Origin of the sequence: Rhodoferax saidenbachensis, assembly GCF_001955715.1 — a bacterium.
Taxonomy (GTDB): domain Bacteria; phylum Pseudomonadota; class Gammaproteobacteria; order Burkholderiales; family Burkholderiaceae_C; genus Allorhodoferax; species Allorhodoferax saidenbachensis.
In genome coordinates this window covers 2,430,761-2,449,764 of record NZ_CP019239.1, presented here as the reverse complement: position 1 = coordinate 2,449,764, position 19,004 = coordinate 2,430,761, and the positions used below count along the sequence as shown (strand labels likewise).

The window sequence follows — 19,004 nt, the reverse complement described above, 5'->3', positions numbered from 1 at the left end:
AAAAGTTGGCAAAGATGCTGTTTAGTTGGGGCTGTCCGGCGCTTAAACAAGCCCGCGCTGGTCAGCGTCACGCTCTGCAGCTTCCAGCGTGTTGACCAGCAGCATGGTGATGGTCATGGGGCCTACGCCGCCGGGCACCGGGGTGATGTAGCCCGCGACCTGACTGACACCGGCAAAGTCCACGTCGCCGCAGAGCTTGCCGGCACCTTCTTCACCCTCAGGAATCCGGTTCATGCCCACGTCGATCACTACGGCGCCGGGTTTGACCATGTCTTTGGTGAGCACATTGCGTTTGCCAACTGCGGCGACCACGATGTCGGCCTGGCGCGTGTGGTGGGCCAGGTCGGCCGTACCGCTGTGGGCGACTGTGACCGTGGCATTGGCCGCCAGCAGCATCATGGCCATGGGTTTGCCCACGATGTTGGAGCGGCCGATGACGACGGCGTGTTTGCCACGCAGGTCTTTCATGCCAATGCTATCCAGCATCTTCATACAACCGTAGGGTGTGCAGGCCTTGAAGCCGACTTCACCGACCATCAGTGCGCCGGCGCTGGCGATGTGGAAGCCGTCCACATCCTTGGCTGGGGAGATGGCTTCGATGACTTTGTGGTCGTCGATGTGTTTGGGCAGGGGCAACTGGACCAGGATGCCATGGATGGCGGGGTCGTTGTTGAGCGCGTCCACGCGGGCCAGCAGCTCGGCCTCGGTCATCGTGGCGTCGTACTTTTCCAGTACCGAGTGCAGGCCGGCGTCGGTGCAGGCCTTGACCTTGTTGCGCACATAGACCTGCGAGGCCGGGTTCTCACCCACCAGCACCACGGCCAGGCCGGGCGTCAGGCCACGGGTTTTGAGGGCGGTGGTACGGCGCGCAACATCGGTGCGCAATTGGGCAGACAGGGCGTTGCCATCGATGATTTGGGCGGCGGAGGCAGTAGACATATTCAGTTTTTCAAGTAAAAACGCCCGCAAACCAAGGTGGAGCGGGCGCGAGCAGCTATGAAATCAATAGCGTGCGGGACAAGGTGTCGTCAGGCTTTCGGTGCATTCTGCCCCAGGGCAATCTTCAGCAGGTCGGCCACGGTGTTGGCGCTGAGCTTTTCCATGATGTTGGCGCGGTGCGCTTCCACCGTCTTGATGCTGATGCCCAGGTCATCGGCGATTTGTTTGTTCAGGCGGCCGGCCACGATGCGTTCCAGCACCTGCGACTCGCGCAGTGTCAGCTTGGAGAGCAGGGCGTCGCGGTTGAGCGCGAGCTGGTAGTCGGCGAAAGCGTCCTTGGCGTGCTCCAGCATGCGTTCCACCAGACCGACCAACTGGTCTTCTTTGAAAGGCTTCTGGATGAAATCCATGGCGCCCTTTTTCATGGTGTCCACCGCCATGGGCACGTCGCCGTGGCCGGTGATGAAGACGATGGGCAGCGGGGACTTGGCTTCGATCAGGCGGGTTTGCAGCTCCAGACCGGTCATGCCGCCCATGCGGATGTCGACGATCAGGCAGGCGACTTCGCGTGCGTCGTAACGACTCAGGAACGACTCGGCAGAGTCAAAGCAGCGTACGCGGTAGCCTTTGCCTTCGAGCAGCCATTGCAACGAGTCGCGTACGGCCTCGTCGTCATCAACCACATAAACCGTACCTTTTTTGGGGATCAAGCTCATTCAAATGTCCAGGGGTTTAATTGCTTTGGCGCTGTTGGCGGACGCATCGGGCAGGGCTGCTTCTGTCATGGGAATCCAGAACGAAAAACGGCATCCCGATACTTCCGTGCCATTGTAGAGGTTCTCCGCATTGATTCGGCCCAGGTGCGATTCGACGATGGAGCGGCACAACGACAGGCCGATACCCATGCCGTCGGACTTGGTGGAGTAGAAGGCTTCGTAGAGCCGCGCCATGACTTCGGGGGCCAGGCCCTTGCCGGTGTCCTGCACCGAAAACTCGATCACCGGCTTGCCTTCGATGTGGCGCGGCACCACGCGCAGCTCGACGATGCGCTCCGAGGTTTGCCGCAGTGCGATGTCGATGGATTCGGCGGCGTTGCGCAGCAGATTGACCAGCACCTGCTCGATCAGGATCGGGTCGACCATCAGCAGCGGCAGGCGCGCGGCGACATAGTGGTTCAGGCGCACGTTGAAGCGCCGCAGTTCGATTTCGGCCAGCTCCACGGCTTCGGCCACCATCACGCTCACTTCGGATGGTGTGCGGTTGGGCTCGCTGCGTTTCACAAAGGAGCGGATGCGCTGGATGATCTGGCCCGCGCGTTGGGCCTGGTGGGCGGTTTTTTCCAGCGCGCCCAGCAGGTCCTGTTCCGAAATCTGCTGCGCCTTGATACGCGAGACCATGCCGTTGCAGTAGTTGTTGATGGCGGTGAGCGGCTGGTTCAGCTCGTGGGCCACGCTGGAGGCCATTTCACCCATGGTGATCAGGCGGCTGGACGTCTGCGCGCGCTCGGCTTGTGTGGCGGCTTGTTCTTCGGCCAGGCGGCGGCTGGTGATGTCGGTGGCAATCACCATCTGCGCCAGGCGGCCGTCTACCCAGCTCAGGTAACGCGTGCGCACTTCCAGCCACTTGCCCAGCGGGCGGATGAAGATTTCGGCGTTTTCGCTGTCGGTGTCGGGCAGGCTGGAGGTGGGCAGGCCGGCAAACGAGTCCACGCTGTCCTGCGACTCGTCGTTGGTGGGGCTGGGCGGCATGCCGGCTTCGGCCACCAGTTGCAGGTGGCCGCCGGACTGCGTGCCAAACCACTGGCGGTACAGCTTGTTGGCGAACAGCAGTTCGTCACTGCCCAGAGGGGCGACCGAGATGGACGCATCCAGCGCCTCCAGCACGGTGGTGAAACGCTGGTGCGAAGCGGACAGCTGCTCGCGCACGCGGTTGGGCTCGGTGATGTCGGTCATGGAGGTCATCCAGCCGGTTTGGGTGCCCTGCGAATCGATCAGTGGCGACACGTAGAGGCGCGCGTCAAACAGGCTGCCGTCGCGCCGCTTCACGCGCACCTGCACGCCGCCGGGCACAGTCTTGCCGGCCAGTTCCTTTTCCAGGTGCGAGGCGAGATGCTCGCGGTCGGCATCGGGCCAGTAGGGGAATGGGGCGGTGCGGCCCACCAGATCGGATTCGGTCCAGCCCGTCATCTGGCAGAACGCGGTGTTCACGTAAGTAATGCGCCCTTGCAAGTCCATGGCGCGCATGCCGGTGAGCATGGAGCTCTCCATGGCGCGTCGGAAATTGGTCTCGGACATCAGCGCCTGCTGGGCCTGCACACGGCGGCGCGTGTGGCGCCAGTTGGCAATCAGCATCCAGGCGGTCATTACGCTGAGGGTGGCCACCAGCCAGAACAGGCCGCTGCCAATCACGCCCAAAGAAGCGCGGTAGGCCTGCGCGCGAATGACCAGTCCGCTGCCCACGGGGGACACCGGCATGGCGTATTCATTCGTGGGGTTGGTCCAGGGCAACAAACCGGTGACGGTTTTCTTGTTCGGAATGACGGTGCCGGCCAGCAGCTTGCCGTTCACATCCAGCAGCGACACCGCATAACGTGCCGACACCTCGGACGGCACACCGTAGCGGTACAGGCCGTCCACCGAATACTCCGCCATCAGCACGCCGGAAAAACGCCCCCGTTCGTTCAGCGGAATGTGCATTTGCAGCAGCGGAGCGAATTCGGTGGACCAGACACGCTGCTGGTACACCGGCTGGTTGGACTCGCGCGCCAGGCTGAAACCGCTGTCGGTGTCATTGCGCTTGGCGGGGTCAAAGGTCTGCTGCAACTCATGTGCGGTGCGCACTGCGGTGCCAAAACTGGCCCGCACGCGGCGGCGGTCATCGATCCAGGCAATGCCTTGCAGCTCGGGGTACTGGTTGATCATGGATTCCGAGCGGGTGCGGAAATCGTCTAGATCCAGTTCGCGACTTGAAATCTCGCGCGCGATACGCATCAGTTGTTCCTGCCGTTCCAGCAGACGCAGGCGCAGGCGCTGCTGGGTGTATTCCACGTCGCGCTGCACGGCTTCGCGCTCGCGGTCAATTTCTTCCACGCGCAAGTAACCGAGTGCCGCCACGATGGCGGCAAAAAACAGCAACACCGCAGCCAGTGGTGCCAGCATGGCTACGCGGTCTTGGCGGTGGGGGGTGAGGCGTCGCCACCAGCGCCGCGCGCGCTCAACCGGCGGCAGCTCCATCGGGCTGGGCAGGGAAACCAGATTCTTGAAAGGCATGCGCCGAGTGTAGGGGAGCGCCCCGGGGTGTACGTTGGCGCGTGTTGAGCGCCCTATCTCTGAAATTCATAATATGAAATCAATAGGCAGCTGTTGAAATTTGAAATAATCTATGGGAAAATAGGTGTACCGTACTAAATTACGGCAAAGCACAACTAGGAGACACCATGTCAGCAGTTCCGCAGGGGCAGTCGCCTCTGAATTCCCTCGACCTGGACAGCCAGGAAACCCGTGAATGGATGGATGCCCTGAGCGCCGTGATCGAGGCCGAAGGCCCGGAACGCGCCCACTTCCTGCTGGAGCAATTGCTCGAACACGCCCGCCAGAAAAGCATCGACATGCCTTTCTCGGCCACCACGGGGTATGTCAACACCATTGAGCCGGCCCAGGAAGAACGTTCCCCCGGCAATCTGGAAATTGAAGAACGCCTGCGCGCCTACATGCGCTGGAACGCCATGGCCATGGTGGTCAAGGCCAATCGCCACCACCCTGTGGACGGCGGTGACCTCGGCGGCCACATCGGTTCGTTCGCATCCTTGGCCAGCCTGTTTGGCGCTGGTTTCAACCACTTCTGGCACGCAGAGAGCGAAGGCCATGGCGGTGACTGCCTGTACATCCAGGGCCACGTGTCGCCCGGCGTCTATGCCCGCGCTTACTTGGAAGGCCGTTTGACGGAAGACCAGTTGCTGAACTTCCGCCAGGAAGTGGACGGCAAGGGCCTGTCCAGCTACCCGCACCCCAAGCTGATGCCCGAGTTCTGGCAGTTCCCCACCGTCTCCATGGGCCTGGGTCCGTTGATGGCGATTTACCAAGCACGTTTCCTGAAATACCTGCACGCCCGTGGCATTGCCGACACTTCCAACCGCAAGGTCTGGGTGTTCTGTGGCGACGGCGAAATGGACGAAGTGGAATCCCTGGGCGCGATTGGCCTGGCCGCACGCGAGAAGCTCGACAACCTGGTCTTCGTGGTGAACTGCAACCTGCAGCGCCTGGACGGCCCGGTGCGTGGCAACGGCAAGATCGTGCAAGAGCTCGAAGGCGAGTTCCGCGGCTCCGGTTGGAACGTGATCAAGCTGCTGTGGGGCTCCGGTTGGGACCCATTGTTGGCGCGTGACAAGGACGGTGCGCTGCGCAAGCTCATGATGGACACGCTGGACGGCGACTACCAGGCCATGAAGGCCAACGACGGTGCCTACGTGCGCAAACATTTCTTCGGCAAGGATCCCCGCACGCTGGAGATGGTCGCCAAGATGAGCGACGAAGAAATCTTCGACCTGCGCCGTGGCGGCCATGACTCCAAGAAGGTCTACGCGGCCTTCCACTCGGCGGTCAACCACAAGGGCCAGCCCACAGTGCTGCTGATCAAGACCGTCAAGGGTTTTGGCATGGGCAAGGCTGGCGAAGGCAAGAACACCGTGCACCAGACCAAGAAGCTGACCGACGAAGACATCAAGGCCTTCCGCGACCGCTTCAACATCCCCGTGCCCGACAGTGATCTGCCCAACGTGCCGTTCTACAAACCGGCCGATGACACGCCCGAAATGAAGTACCTGCACGAGCGCCGCAAGGCCTTGGGCGGTTACCTGCCACACCGCCGCGTGAAGAGCGACGAGAGCTTCACCGTGCCGTCGCTGGACACCTTCAAGGCCGTGATGGAACCGACGGCCGAAGGCCGCGAGATCAGCACTACGCAAGCCTATGTGCGTTTCCTGACGCAGTTGCTGCGTGACCAGGCTTTGGGCCCGCGCGTGGTGCCGATTCTGGTGGATGAGGCCCGTACCTTCGGTATGGAAGGCCTGTTCCGCCAGGTGGGTATCTACAACCCCGATGGTCAGCAGTACACCCCGGTCGACAAAGACCAGGTCATGTACTACAAGGAAGACGTCAAGGGCCAGATCCTGCAGGAGGGCATCAACGAAGCCGGCGGCATGAGCAGCTGGATTGCGGCGGCCACCAGCTACAGCACCAGCAACCGGATCATGATCCCGTTCTACGTGTACTACTCCATGTTCGGCTTCCAGCGCGTGGGCGATCTGGCCTGGGCGGCGGGCGACATGCAGGCACGCGGTTTCCTGTTGGGCGGCACCTCGGGCCGCACCACGCTGAACGGCGAAGGCCTGCAGCACGAAGACGGCCACAGCCACATCATGGCCGGCACGATTCCGAACTGCATCAGCTACGACCCCACCTTCGCGCACGAAGTTGGCGTCATCCTGCACCATGGCCTCAAGCGTATGGTGGAGAAGCAGGACAACGTGTATTTCTACCTCACGCTGCTGAACGAAAACTACCCCATGCCTGGCCTGAAGGCCGGCACCGAAGAGCAGATCATCAAAGGCATGTACCTCTGCAAGGAAGGCCCTGCGTTGACCAAGAAGGCACCGCGTGTGCAACTGCTGGGCTCAGGCACCATCCTGCGCGAAAGCATTGCCGCGCAAGAGCTGCTGGAAAAAGAGTGGGGCGTGGGTGCCGATGTGTGGAGCTGCCCAAGCTTCAACGAACTCACCCGTGACGGCCAGGACGCCGACCGCTGGAACCTGCTGCACCCGCTGGAAACTCCGCGCGTGTCGTTTGTGGAACAGCAGCTCGCCAAGTCCACTGGCCCCGTGGTTGCATCGACCGACTACATGAAGGCCTACGCCGAGCAGATTCGTCCGTTCATTCCCAAGGGCCGTACCTACAAGGTGCTGGGCACTGACGGCTTTGGCCGCTCCGACTTCCGCAGCAAGCTGCGCGAACACTTTGAGGTGAACCGCCACTACATCGTGGTCGCTGCGCTCAAGGCCTTGAGCGAAGACGGTACGGTGCCCGTTGCCAAAGTGGCCGAAGCGATTGCCAAGTACGGCATCAAGGCGGACAAGATCAACCCGCTGTATGCCTGAACCCTTGCGGGTCAGACCACTCGCGTAAGCGATGTGCTCTGACCCCAACTGATTAAGAGAGACAACAACATGGCAATCGTAGAAGTACAAGTCCCGGACATTGGCGACCTTGACGAGGTGGCGGTGATTGAGTTGATGGTCAAGGTGGGCGACACCGTGAAAGCGGAGCAAAGCCTGATCACCGTGGAGAGCGACAAGGCCTCCATGGAAATTCCGTCCAGTACGGCTGGCGTGGTCAAGGAGATCAAGGTCAAGCTGGGTGACAAGGTCAAGCAAGGCTCGGTGGTGCTGGTGCTGGAGGCGGCAGGTGCTGCCGTAGCGCCCAGTGCGGCCCCTGCACCTGCGCAGGCCGCGCCTGCACCCGCACCCGTTCGGGCTGAGCCTGTCGAAGCCCCCGCGAGCACTTCGACAAGCTCAGTGCGAACGGAAACGTCAGGTCCCGTGGAAGTCCGTGTGCCCGACATTGGCGACTTCAAGGACGTGGCCGTTATCGAACTGCTGGTCAAGGTCGGCGACACCGTGAAGGTGGAGCAGAGCCTGATCACAGTGGAAAGCGACAAGGCCTCGATGGAAATCCCGTCCAGCACCGCCGGTGTGGTCAAGGAGATCAAGGTCAAGCTCGGTGACACCGTGAACATCGGTGACCTGGTCGTGATTCTGGAAGGCTCGGCTGCTGCAGCGCCCAGTGCCGTCCCAGCAAGCGCGCCAACTACCCCCGTTCGGGCTGAGCCTGTCGAAGCCCCTGCGAGCCCTTCGACAAGCTCAGGGCGAACGGATGTTGTTGCTGTTCCCGCGCACGCCCCCGGCGCACCAACGCTGGGCCTGCCACACGCATCCCCCTCCGTGCGCAAGTTCGCCCGCGAGCTGGGCGTGCCGCTGAACGAAGTCAAGGGCAGTGGCCTCAAGGGCCGTATTACCGAGTCTGACGTGCAGTCCTTCACGCGCTCTGTCATGAGCGGCGCGGTGCAGACCGTGGCCGCCGCTGCGCAGCACAAGGGCAGCGCAGGTGGCGACGGCGCCGCACTGGGCTTGATTCCGTGGCCCAAGGTGGACTTTGCCAAGTTCGGTCCGATCGAGCGCAAGGAAATGTCGCGCATCAAGAAGATCAGCGGCGCCAACCTGCTGCGCAACGCGATCATGATTCCGGCCGTCACCAACCACGACGACGCCGACATCACTGACCTCGAAGCCTTCCGCGTGTTGACCAACAAGGAAAACGAAAAGGCGGGCATCAAGGTGACCATGCTGGCTTTCCTGATCAAGGCCTGCGTGGCCGCGCTCAAGAAGTACCCCGAGTTCAACAGCTCGCTGGATGGCGACGCGCTGATCTACAAGCAGTACTACCACATCGGTTTTGCCGCCGATACGCCCAACGGCCTGATGGTTCCGGTGATCAAGGATGCGGACAAAAAAGGCATCTTCCAGATCAGCACCGAGATGGGCGAGCTGGCCAAGAAGGCGCGCGACGGCAAACTGAGCCCGGCAGAAATGTCCGGCGCTACGTTCACGATCTCGTCTTTGGGCGGCATTGGTGGAACCTACTTCACGCCCATCATCAACGCACCCGAAGTCGCGATTCTTGGCGTGTGCCGTTCGACCACACAACCGGTGTGGGACGGCAAGGCCTTCCAGCCGCGCCTGATGCTGCCGCTGTCGCTCACCTGGGACCACCGCGTGATTGATGGTGCGTCGGCCGCACGCTTCAACGTGTACTTGGCGCAAATACTGGGCGATTTCCGCCGCGTGCTGCTCTAAACCTCTGCACTCATGACAACCATCGTCGTGGTGAAGAAGGGCCTGCAGGTTGCGATTGCGGCCGACACGCTGGTGACCTTTGGCGACACCCGCCTGGGCCACCGGTTTGAGGACAACAGCAAGATCTTCCGGGTCGAAGCCGCTGGTGGTTTGAGTTATGTTGGCTTGGCCGGGTCTGCGGCGCACTTTCCGGTGCTGCGCAAGGCCATGGGTGCGCTGCCCACGCGGCAGTTGCGCCTGGGTAGCAAGGACGAGGTGTTTGACACCTTCACCAAGCTGCACCCAGTGCTCAAGGACACGTTTTTCCTGCAGACCAAGGAAGACGACAACGACCCCTACGAGTCCAGCCAGTTCAGCGTGGTGGTGGCCAATGCAACCGGCATCTATGGCCTGTACAGCTACCGCGAGGTGTTCGAGTTCAAGGAGTTCTGGGCCATAGGCTCGGGGCGCAGTTTTGCACTGGGCGCCATGCACGCGGCTTGGGGCACGGCCAAGAGCGCACGCGAAGTGGCTATGGCCGGCCTGCATGCCGGCTGCGAATTTGACAAAAACACGGCAGGCCCGGTGGAAGTGTTCACCATCCAGCTGAAGAAACCCAAAACGGAATAACTTGCGGGTCAAGCCACTTTGCGCAGCAAAGGTGTTCTGACCCCAACTGACTAGAAAGAACGGTATGGCAATCATCGAAATCAAGGTCCCCGATATTGGCGACTTCGCCGAAGTCACTGTCATCGAACTGATGGTCAAACCCGGCGACACCATCAAGCCCGAGCAAAGCCTGATCACCGTGGAGAGCGACAAGGCCTCCATGGAAATCCCCGCCAGCGCGGGCGGCGTGGTCAAGGAGCTGAAGGTCAAGCTCGGCGACAAGGTCAAAGAGGGTAGCGTTGTGCTGCTGCTGGAGGCTGCGGGTGCGACAACCGCCCCCGTTCGCCCTGAGCCTGTCGAAGGGCCCGCAAAGGCTTCGACAAGCTCAGCCCGAACGGACGTTGCAACAACACCTGCTCCCACCGCCGCCAGCTTCGCCGGTACGGCCGATCTGGACTGCGACGTGCTGGTGCTGGGCGGTGGCCCTGGCGGCTACAGCGCGGCGTTCCGCGCGGCAGACCTCGGGCTCAAGGTCATGCTGGTGGAGCGTTACGCCACGCTGGGCGGCGTGTGCCTGAACGTGGGTTGCATCCCTTCCAAGGCGCTGCTGCACGTGGCATCGGTGATGGACGAAGTGAGCCACATGTCTGCGCTGGGCGTGGACTTTGGCAAGCCCGTACTCGACATTGACAAGCTGCGCGGCCACAAGGAAAAAGTCATTTCCAAGTTCACCACCGGCCTCTCCGGCATGGCCAAGATGCGCAAGGTCGGCATCGTGCGCGGCGTGGGCCAATTCGTCGGCGCCAACCACATGCAGGTGGAAGAAACCACTGGCGCCAAAGGCCAGGAAAAAACCGGCAAGACCCACACCATCGCTTTCAAACGCGCCATCATCGCCGCGGGCAGCCAGGCCGTGCGTCTGCCTTTCATGCCGGACGATCCACGTGTGGTCGACAGCACCGGCGCGCTGGAACTCAAGGAAGTGCCCAAGCGCATGCTGATCCTGGGCGGCGGCATCATCGGTCTGGAAATGGGCACCGTCTACAGCACGCTGGGTTCGCGCCTGGACGTGGTCGAAATGATGGACGGCCTGATGCAGGGCGCCGACCGCGACCTGGTCAAGATCTGGCAAAAAATGAACGCACCGCGTTTTGACAACATCATGCTCAAGACCAAAACCGTGGGCGCCAAGGCCACCCCGGCCGGTATTGAGGTCACGTTTGCCGCAGCGGAAGAGGGCGGCACCGCCCCCGCGCCGCAGACCTACGACCTGGTGCTGCAAGCCGTGGGCCGCACGCCCAACGGCAAGAAGTTGGGGGCCGAGAAAGCCGGTGTGGCCGTGACCGACCGCGGCTTCATCAACGTCGACATCCAGATGCGCACCAACGTGCCCCACATCTTCGCCATCGGCGACATCGTGGGCCAGCCCATGCTGGCGCACAAGGCCGTACACGAAGGCCATGTGGCCGCTGAAGTCATTGCGGGCGAACTGCAGGGCAACAAGGAGCTGGCAGCAGCAGCCTTCAACGCCCGCGTGATCCCCAGCGTCGCCTACACCGACCCCGAAGTCGCCTGGGTGGGACTCACCGAAGACCAGGCCAAGGCCCAAGGCATCAAGGTCAAGAAGGGCCTGTTCCCGTGGACCGCATCGGCCCGCGCACTGGCCAATGGCCGCGACGAAGGCGTCACCAAACTGCTGTTCGATGACAGCCCCGAAGCACACGGCCACGGCAAGATCCTGGGCGGCGGCATGGTGGGCACGCACGCGGGCGACATGATTGGTGAAATCGCACTGGCCATCGAGATGGGCGCAGATGCAGTCGACATCGGTAAGACCATCCACCCGCACCCCACGCTGGGTGAAACCATTGGCCTGGCTGCGGAAGTAGCGCACGGTAGTTGCACGGACATGCCGCCGGTACGCAAGTGATACCGGGCCGATAAACGATATTGATTCAATAGCTGGCCGCGCAGTCCCCATAAGGGCTGCGCGGCCTTTTTACTTGTTTTTGCTAGATGCCAGACTGCCAGACAATCTAGAAGCCCACTTACTTGATGTTGGCGCGCACGCGCTCGATCTCGCTCTTGTACAGCTTCACCAGCGTTGGGTCGTAGCTAGTGATCAACACTTCAATGGGCGGCTGAGACAACTCGCGCATGCGTGCCAGCGTCGAAGCCGGGACTTCGTTCATCTGCATGCCTTTGGCTACCAACTCTTTGCGTGCAGCGGCCTCCGCCTCACGGCTGACCTTGCGCTGGTAGACGCCTGCTTCCAGGGCGCTGTCGCGGATGATCTTCTGCTCCTCTGCCGAGAGTCGGTCCCAGAGCTTCTTGCTGATCGCCACGGGGTTGGCGGTGTAGACGTGGTTGCTGATGCTCAGGTATTTCTGGACTTCATAAAAGCGGCTGCTCAGGATGACGGCCGAAGGATTGTCCTGGGCATCCATGGCGCGCGATTCCAGCGCGCCATACAGCTCCGGAAAAGCCATCGGGACAGGGCTGGTGCCAATGGCGTCGAAGGCCTTCATGAACATCGGGTTGGGTATCACCCGGATCTTCAAGCCTTTGAGGTCCTCCAGCTGGACAATGGGGCGACGGCTGTTGGTGAAGTTCCGAAAACCCGTTTCCCAGAAGCCCAGACCGATCAAGCCCTTTTCAGGAAGCTTGGCTTCCAGTGCCTGTCCGAAAGGGCCCGCCAAGAGCGCGTCCACTTGCTCGGCTTTCGAGAACGAGAAGGGGATGTCCAGCAAGGTGAACTCGCGGACCGCACCGCCCATGATGGTGGCCGAGAGTTGCGTCATGTCCTGGATGCCGCCTTGTACGGCGCTGAGTTGCTGGGCTTCTCCGCCCAAGGTGCCGCCGCCATATTCCTGGATCTTGATTTTGCCGCCGCTGCGCGCGGCCACCAGCTCGGCAAACTTCTGCACGCCCAGGGGAACGGGTGCGCCAGGCTGCACGACATGGCCGAAGCGGATCGTGCGCTCCTGGATCTGTGCCGAAGCACTGCCCAGCGCCAAAGCGCAGGCGGCTGCAATGATGAGTGATCGAAAGTTCATGGTGTCTCCTGTTGTTGGAAGTAATTCGGTGAACAGGCCCTAGCGCCCGAAGCGCCTTTCGGGCAATCCCGGGATATCGACCTGCATGGCCAGCACGCTGCCCGCCAGCGGTTGCTGCGCCAGTTGCTCTGGCGATAGAAATTTGCGTGCGGTGGTGACGTACAGCGTGCGCCAGTCCGGCCCGCCGAAGCACATGCAGGTGGGGTTGCTCGCTGGCACCGGAATCTCACGCTCCAGCGTGCCATCTGGCAGGTAACGCCGAATGCAGGCGCCGCCAAACATCGCAATCCAGATGCCGCCCTCTGCATCCACGCAGGCACCATCTGGCCGTTCGCGGGTGTCGCGGTAGTCCGCGAAGACGCGGCGCTGCGACAGCGCACCGGCGACCGGGTCCACGTCAAAGGCATAGGTGACGAAACCCCGCGTATCGGAAAAATACATCGTGCGCACATCCGGCGCAAAAGAGATCGTGTTGCCCACCACCACATCGCCGAACATGCGTTCGACGTGGCCTGAGGAATCCACACGGTAGACACTGCCCACGGGGCGCGCGAGCTGGTTGTCCATGGTGGTTACCCAGAAGCGCCCCTGGTTGTCGCAGCGCCCGTCATTGAGCCGGGTGCCCGAGCCGACCGGCTCGATCTGGGCCAAAAAAGTCAGTTCACCCGTCCCCAGGTCAAACAGATGGAGCGCCAGGTCGAGCGCCAGCATCACCTGCCCGGGCGTGCGCAACGCCAGGCATCCGACGAACTCGGCATCGAAGGCGTAATCGTCGCGCCGTCCTGTTGCGAGGTGCAAGCGGTGCAGCCGCGCCTGGTCGATATCCAGCCATAGCAAAGACTGGGTGTGCTCGCACCACAGCGGCGTCTCCCCGAGCAGGGCCTGCCCCGAGGCCACGCACGTCCAGCCGGCCGCTTGCGCCTCTTTTCCAGGCATCACCAGAGCAGGGACGGAGATGGGCGAAGCGGGTGCAGAAGACATGGGCGCAGAAGGTTTCGGAGATAGAATTTCTGTATGTTAACAATGTTGTTAAATATGCATACTGGGGTTTACACCAAGCTGTTTGCCTAATCCCCGCCTGCTAGGCTTCACCCATGTCCGCTATCAAAGTCCCTCCTTCCCGCCAAACCCGTCCCGAGTCCGATTTACAGCAAGGGGCCATCCTGGCGGTCGCCAGCGAGGAGTTCGTTCTGCACGGACTGCGTGGTGCGCGGCTGGAAGATATTGCGGCCCAGTCTGGTGTCACGCGGGCCATGATTTACTACTATTTCAAATCCCGCGAAGGGCTCTATGTGGCCACACTGGAGGCCGCGTACCACTCGATCCGCACCGCAGAGCAAGCGCTGGAACTGGATGACGACCCTGTCCGTGCACTGAAGCAATTGGTGGCATTTCGGGTCCACTACTACGCGGAGAACCCGCAGTTCGTTGGACTCGTCAACATTGAAAACCAGCACGGCGCACGTCTTCTTCGGCAGTCGGATGCGCTGCGCAGCGGGTCGGATGCGCTGGCACGCACAGCAGCGGTGTTGGCAGCCGGCCAGGCCAGCGGCGTCTTTCGGCGCCAGGTCACGGCCCTGGAGTTGCACCGCATCATGGTGTCCCTGGGTTTCTTCAATGCGTCCAATCGCCACACCTTTGGTCAGATTTTTCAAAATGACCTGAGCGACACGGCGCAGCTGGACGCCACGTGTGTATTAGCGACCGACGTGGTGCTGCGCTTCGCCTGCGAAATGCGCTGAGTCAGCGCCGTCAGTTAGACTGGCCCGAAGGAGCACTCACTATGGCAGGCGTTTTCGGTAAAGATCCCAACATGAACAAGGCCGGCGGGCAGAAAGAGCTCGATCGGATTAGCGAGGAACGCAAGCGCAAGCTGGCGGAGGCCGCCGCCAAGTTCCGGCAAAAGAAGCCGGCAACCAGCGCCAGAAAAACGGTGCCTGCACCCAAAAAATAAGCCCGCAGTCAGCGCGGTTCGGCGGGTGCCCGCTACCTTTAACCCACCTCAGTTGCCCTAGATATCGCAAACCATCCGCTAGCCTCACTCTGGGCGAGATAATTTGCCTGGTTGCGGAAGTGGTGCACGGTACTTGCACTGATATGCCCCCAGCGCTGAAGTAGACCAAACTCCCGACAAGGCCTGAACCCTCACCGGTTCGGGATTTTTATGTCTGACTGATCGGCATGAGTTGCTGCGTAAGCACCGCGTAGATACAACCAAAGTGTGATGTTAAAGTCTCCATCTCAACGAAAGAAGGGCTCACCTCGCATAGGTATCGCTCACTTTGCCGTTCATCTGCTCCGATGAGCAAGCATGGATAATTAAAGTCACCACTTTTTCTCTGGAGGGCGTGATGTCGGAGCGTCATTGCAGCAAGTGGCTGTGCAGCGTTGTTATCGGTGCAGTTTTCCTGATTTTTGCCAGCGCTATCAAGAGCGCTGAAGCTGCCAGCGTTACCGTTCCTTTTATTTCCACAACCGGCAGTGGTTGCAAGTTTGTCAACCGTCGACTCGGCTCGACCGAGGCGGCGCAGGAAGACCACTTAAAGTCGCTCTACGATGAAGTCATGAAGCGGTTTTCATATGAGTGGTCAGGCAAATGTGAAGGCAACTTCATCAGCGGGACGGGCCATCTCACGGAAATTCTGGACGGCAATCCGGCTTCGCTGCACTGGAAAAAAGTCGAACCCGGAAAGCTTGACCGTGCCTATTTCCGCTACGCCATTCCTTCGGGTGACATTCGCTATGTCGTCACGAGCGACAGTTATGACGAGGATCCTCGTACGCTTGCAGAATGTTTGGGCATTCCCAGTTGCAGGGCCTTGCACGATGAGCGCATCGCTTTCGTAGGTGCCGAGCAAGTCGCCATTGAAGACCTGGCGGCAGAAAAGAGTGTGATTCTTGTCAAACAAGCAAAAGCTGCCAACGAAGCCCATAGGCTGGCATTAAGCCAACGTTTGGAACAAATCGAAAAGGATATTGAGCAGAAAAACCGCGAAGAAAAGCAACGCATTCTGGCTGAGAAGCGGCAAGCGCATGCAGCTGATGGTTCTGACAACCCGCTGGCAGTTGTCGGCGCGGTGTTGCAAGGGGCGGCAGCCGCAGGCGCCAAGAACGCGGCACAGCTGCAAGCGCTCGGGTCGGTGTTGCAGGGAAATGCCCCTTCGGGCGCTGGTGTTGGTGGCGGTTCAGGCAGAGTTGATGGTAATGGCCTTAGTGCTCAGGGTGAGCAAATCGACCAGTTCAACTACCAAGAAACGGTCAATGAATGCGTCAAGTTCTCCGTCTCTGCCAAAGCGGAACGCTATTACGCCTCAAACACGTGTGGCTACGCGATCAACCTGTTCCGATGCACAGTTGGTGGAAGAATCGGTGGTGAATGTGGCACTGAAAGTCAGTTCTGGGATTCAACCAACATCCGGGCCCAGGCCAATCCCGGCCAGCATGGCTATTTTGAACCAGGACCATCTGGCGCCTATGCAGGAGGGCGTTTCATTTTCGTTGCCTGCAGGGATCCATATTTCCCCAACGTGAAGGCATGGAATGAGCGCGGCTTCGACGTGGTGCAATGCCGCGCTTACAAAGCTCCACGCTGAAACACTGACTGATTTCAACTCTCGGAGTGAACATCATGTTTGATTGCTGCGTTTCAGCGATGTCCACATAACAGCTATGGCCAAGCGCACGTTTGACATCCTCGTACCTGAGGTCTCAGTACTCGGCACAGTGGCCAATGAGGCAGTGTTTGGTCTATCGCACGACAAAAATACCTTAAGCACGTCCAAACCGGCTTTTGTCAAAACGCTATTGATTCAATAGCTGGTTGCGCAGTCCCCATAAGGGCTGCGTGGCCTTTTTACTTGTATTTCTGCTATTGGCCCAGCAACCGCGCAAACAAATCCGTCCCGCCCATCTGCCCGCCCTTGAGCATCAGTTCCAGCCCGTGGCGGGCGGGGTGGGGGCTGTGGGCGCGGCTCAGGGTGACGCCGGGGCACAGGGTGGCCTGGTAGGACAGCCCCCACAGTTGCAGGGCCTGCACGGCGTGGCTGGACGTGTCGCCGCCGGCAATACCAATGCGCCGCAGCGGCGTGCCGTGGTCGGTCTGGGCTTGCACCACGCGAGCCACCAGGTCGGCGCTGGCCTGCGCGACGTTGGCCGCGGATGCGATGTTTGCGGCCTTGCCATCGGTGGGGCCCGTGTAAGCCAGCACATGCTGGCCGTTTTGCAGTCCGGCGCAAATGGCGTCCTGCACGGTTTGCACATACGCCGGATCGCCAGCCAGGCGCTGGGCGTCCACGGGGATGCGCTGGTAATCGGTGGCGGCCTGCACTTGGGCGGCGGTCAATGGCGAGAGGCTTCCGGCCCACGCGAAGACCGGGCTGTGGGCCGGTGCCAGTGTGGAAGGCACGGCGGGTATGGGCTTGGCCCAGTACGCCACTAAAGCCTGTGCGACGGCGCTGGAGCCTACGGCCAGCAGCCGGGCCTGTTGGGCCTGTTGCCACAACAGGCGGCCCACGGTGGCCAGTTGCGCTTGCGCAGTCAGGTCCAGCAGCGTAGGAATCAGTGGTGCATCGCTGTCCAGCAAAGTGCGCACCGTGGCGTCCAGCGTGTCGGCGCTGGTGTCGTACTGCGGGTAGTGCAGGGCGGTGATGCCCTCCAGCCCTTGCAGCGCGATATGCAGGCGCAGGTCAGCCTCGCCCATGGGGGTGACCGGGTGCTGGCGCATGGTGGGGTGGCGGTCGATGCGGTGCACGGCCCCGCCTGTGCCTGCGGCGGCAAACAGGTTGCTGAATGCGCAGTAGCGGCCCAGGCTGGGCTGTCCGCCGACGATGGGCACCCAGCGGTGGTCCACAAACGGGTGCAGGGTCTGGAGTCCGCAAGCGATGTTGCCGACATGCGGGGCGCTGTCGAAGGTGGAGCACACCTTGTAGTGCAGCACCGGGGGCGCGACCTGCTGAAAGAAACGGCCAATGGCCGACATCTCGGTCCGCATGGCATCCGGCGGCATGGCGCGTGCGGCGCCTGCGATGCCCACGGCGTCCAGTGACCCGGCGGCGGCCAGGGCCTCGCTGCTGGGCACACCCATAAACAGCATGGAACGCAGGCCGGCCTGGGCCAGCACGGCCAGGGTGTCGGTGGCGCCAGTGAAGTCGTCGCCGTACCAGCCGAACAAAGGCGCTGTCATTTTTTACCGAAGAATTCGATCGCGCGGCGCAGCTCGGAGGCTTGGGTGGCGCGTTGTGCCAGGGTCTCGCCCTTTTGCACCGCATCCCAGGCCTGCTGCAGGCTGGCCACGCCCGCAGCGGGGCCGTCGGGGTGGGCCAGGATGCCGCCGCCGGACATGAACAATAGGTCGTTGGAGCGGATGCTGTCCCAGGTGGCGGGCACGGTGCCGGCCCACTGGCCGTTGGAGAAGGCGGGCAACACGCGGTCGTCCAGGCCTTCACACAGCGGTGCCAGCGTGTCATGCGCCGACTCGATGACTTCTTCGTCGGTCTGCGAAAACTTGCCTTGCAGGCCGTGCACGTGCATATGGTCCACACCGGCCAGGCGCCACAGCGTCTGCCAGGCGTTGAACGAGAAGCCCAGCAGCGGGTGGCGCGACAGCGCACCGTAGCCGTTGCGGTGGCCATGCAGGGCCAGCGGGGTGTGGCGGCGCAGGGTTTGCACGCTGGAGTAACCACACCAGTTCAGGCTGACCATCACGCAACTGCCACCCTCGGCGGCAATCAGGTCGGCGTGGCGGCGCATGGCATCTGTCTCGTCGGTGATGTTGAAGGCCACCATCACCAGCTTGCCGGTCTTGTCCTGGTGGGCGCGCACACGGCGCATGACGGAGCGCACGCGGTCGGCCAGCGGTGCGTGCACCGGGTTGGCGCAGACCTCGTCGTCCTTGATGAAGTCCACCCCGGCGGCGCACAGGCGGCCGGCCAGGTCGCCGGTTTCTTCAGCAGACAAACCGACGTTGGGTTTGATGATGGTGCCGATCAGCGGGCGGCCTTGCACCCCGGTCAACGCACGTGTGCCGCGGATACCGTGGCGGGGCATGTCGAACTGCGCGCGGTAGGCGCTGGGCAGTTTCATGGACTCCAGCCGCAGGCCGGTGACTTCGCCCAGGTCGTACAGGTTGCCCGACACCGTGGCGGCCAGCGTGGGCAGGTTGGGGCCAATGTTGTCGCACGGGAAACTCACGCGCAGCCGGGCGCGCTGCCAGGTCTGGGGTTTGTCAAACATGCCGCGCCGCTGCATCCAGCCGTTGGGCAGGGAGGGAGCGGGCGCCACCTCCAGCAGCTCGACCGATTCGACCGTGGCGCGGGCGCGTTCGCGCAGCGCGTCGGTCTCGCCCTCCACCCGGGTGAAGGTGCCACACGATTGTTCACCTGCCAGCACTTCGGCCACGTGGGCCGGGTCCAGCGGGGTCTCTATCAGGTAGGTGGCTTCAAAACGGTTTGGGGACATGCTGCTTGCTATAAATTACATAGCTGCTTGCGCACGCAAGACGGGCGCAAGCAGGCTAT

At 61.8% G+C, this 19,004-nt stretch carries 14 protein-coding genes; 7 read left to right on the top strand and 7 right to left on the bottom strand.

From position 1 onward, the window contains the following. Positions 1 to 42: 42 nt before the first annotated feature. The 3 genes from folD to RS694_RS11725 all read right to left on the bottom strand — a co-directional run bounded on the left by folD (position 43) and on the right by RS694_RS11725 (position 4,208). Positions 43 to 939 carry a bifunctional methylenetetrahydrofolate dehydrogenase/methenyltetrahydrofolate cyclohydrolase FolD gene (folD, locus tag RS694_RS11735; RefSeq protein ID WP_029708944.1) on the bottom strand — a complete coding sequence of 299 codons (897 nt, stop codon included), beginning with the start codon at positions 937 to 939 and terminating at the stop codon, positions 43 to 45. 89 nt (positions 940 to 1,028) lie between these two features. Next, entirely contained in the window at positions 1,029 to 1,655 is a 627-nt protein-coding gene (locus RS694_RS11730) for a response regulator transcription factor (protein WP_029708943.1), read from the bottom strand. Next, positions 1,656 to 4,208 (bottom strand): PAS domain-containing sensor histidine kinase, encoded by a 2,553-nt coding sequence (locus RS694_RS11725; RefSeq protein WP_029708942.1) that lies wholly within the window; start codon positions 4,206 to 4,208, stop codon positions 1,656 to 1,658. A 167-nt stretch (positions 4,209 to 4,375) separates the two neighbouring features. Here RS694_RS11725 and aceE point away from each other — a divergent pair, with 167 nt between their 5' ends. The 4 genes from aceE (at position 4,376) to lpdA (ending at position 11,363) form a co-directional block, all read left to right on the top strand. After that, entirely contained in the window at positions 4,376 to 7,090 is a 2,715-nt protein-coding gene (aceE, locus tag RS694_RS11720) for a pyruvate dehydrogenase (acetyl-transferring), homodimeric type (RefSeq protein ID WP_029708941.1), read from the top strand. Between the two features lie 69 nt (positions 7,091 to 7,159). Next, complete coding sequence (aceF, locus tag RS694_RS11715; protein ID WP_029708940.1) at positions 7,160 to 8,845, top strand: dihydrolipoyllysine-residue acetyltransferase; 1,686 nt, start codon at positions 7,160 to 7,162, stop codon at positions 8,843 to 8,845. Between the two features lie 12 nt (positions 8,846 to 8,857). Then, entirely contained in the window at positions 8,858 to 9,454 is a 597-nt protein-coding gene (locus tag RS694_RS11710) for an Ntn hydrolase family protein (protein WP_029708939.1), read from the top strand. 64 nt (positions 9,455 to 9,518) lie between these two features. Then, positions 9,519 to 11,363, top strand: coding sequence for a dihydrolipoyl dehydrogenase (gene lpdA, locus RS694_RS11705; RefSeq protein ID WP_029708938.1), 1,845 nt, complete (start codon positions 9,519 to 9,521; stop codon positions 11,361 to 11,363). A gap of 118 nt (positions 11,364 to 11,481) precedes the next feature. Here lpdA and RS694_RS11700 read toward each other — a convergent pair whose 3' ends face one another. Both RS694_RS11700 and RS694_RS11695 read right to left on the bottom strand, forming a co-directional pair. Next, positions 11,482 to 12,489 carry a TRAP transporter substrate-binding protein gene (locus RS694_RS11700; RefSeq protein WP_029708937.1) on the bottom strand — a complete coding sequence of 336 codons (1,008 nt, stop codon included), beginning with the start codon at positions 12,487 to 12,489 and terminating at the stop codon, positions 11,482 to 11,484. Between the two features lie 39 nt (positions 12,490 to 12,528). After that, a complete protein-coding gene (locus RS694_RS11695; RefSeq protein ID WP_206538115.1) occupies positions 12,529 to 13,470 on the bottom strand; it encodes an SMP-30/gluconolactonase/LRE family protein in 942 nt (313 codons plus the stop codon). Between the two features lie 113 nt (positions 13,471 to 13,583). Here RS694_RS11695 and RS694_RS11690 point away from each other — a divergent pair, with 113 nt between their 5' ends. The 3 genes from RS694_RS11690 to RS694_RS11685 all read left to right on the top strand — a co-directional run bounded on the left by RS694_RS11690 (position 13,584) and on the right by RS694_RS11685 (position 16,082). After that, entirely contained in the window at positions 13,584 to 14,231 is a 648-nt protein-coding gene (locus tag RS694_RS11690) for a TetR/AcrR family transcriptional regulator (RefSeq protein WP_029708935.1), read from the top strand. Between the two features lie 41 nt (positions 14,232 to 14,272). Continuing rightward, complete coding sequence (locus RS694_RS20495) at positions 14,273 to 14,443, top strand: hypothetical protein (RefSeq protein ID WP_156876173.1); 171 nt, start codon at positions 14,273 to 14,275, stop codon at positions 14,441 to 14,443. A 397-nt stretch (positions 14,444 to 14,840) separates the two neighbouring features. Beyond that, positions 14,841 to 16,082, top strand: coding sequence for a hypothetical protein (locus RS694_RS11685; RefSeq protein WP_029708934.1), 1,242 nt, complete (start codon positions 14,841 to 14,843; stop codon positions 16,080 to 16,082). Positions 16,083 to 16,357: 275 nt separating this feature from the next. Here RS694_RS11685 and RS694_RS11680 read toward each other — a convergent pair whose 3' ends face one another. Together RS694_RS11680 and RS694_RS11675 are read right to left on the bottom strand one after the other, a co-directional pair. Further along, the gene (locus RS694_RS11680; protein ID WP_076069619.1) at positions 16,358 to 17,671 is read right to left on the bottom strand and encodes a four-carbon acid sugar kinase family protein; all 1,314 of its coding nucleotides are present in this window, start codon (positions 17,669 to 17,671) and stop codon (positions 16,358 to 16,360) included. After that, positions 17,668 to 18,945: a ribulose-bisphosphate carboxylase large subunit family protein gene (locus tag RS694_RS11675; RefSeq protein ID WP_029706478.1), complete on the bottom strand. Its 1,278-nt coding sequence runs from the start codon at positions 18,943 to 18,945 to the stop codon at positions 17,668 to 17,670. Before RS694_RS11675 ends, RS694_RS11680 begins: the two co-directional genes overlap by 4 nt. Between the last annotated feature and the right edge of the window lie 59 nt (positions 18,946 to 19,004).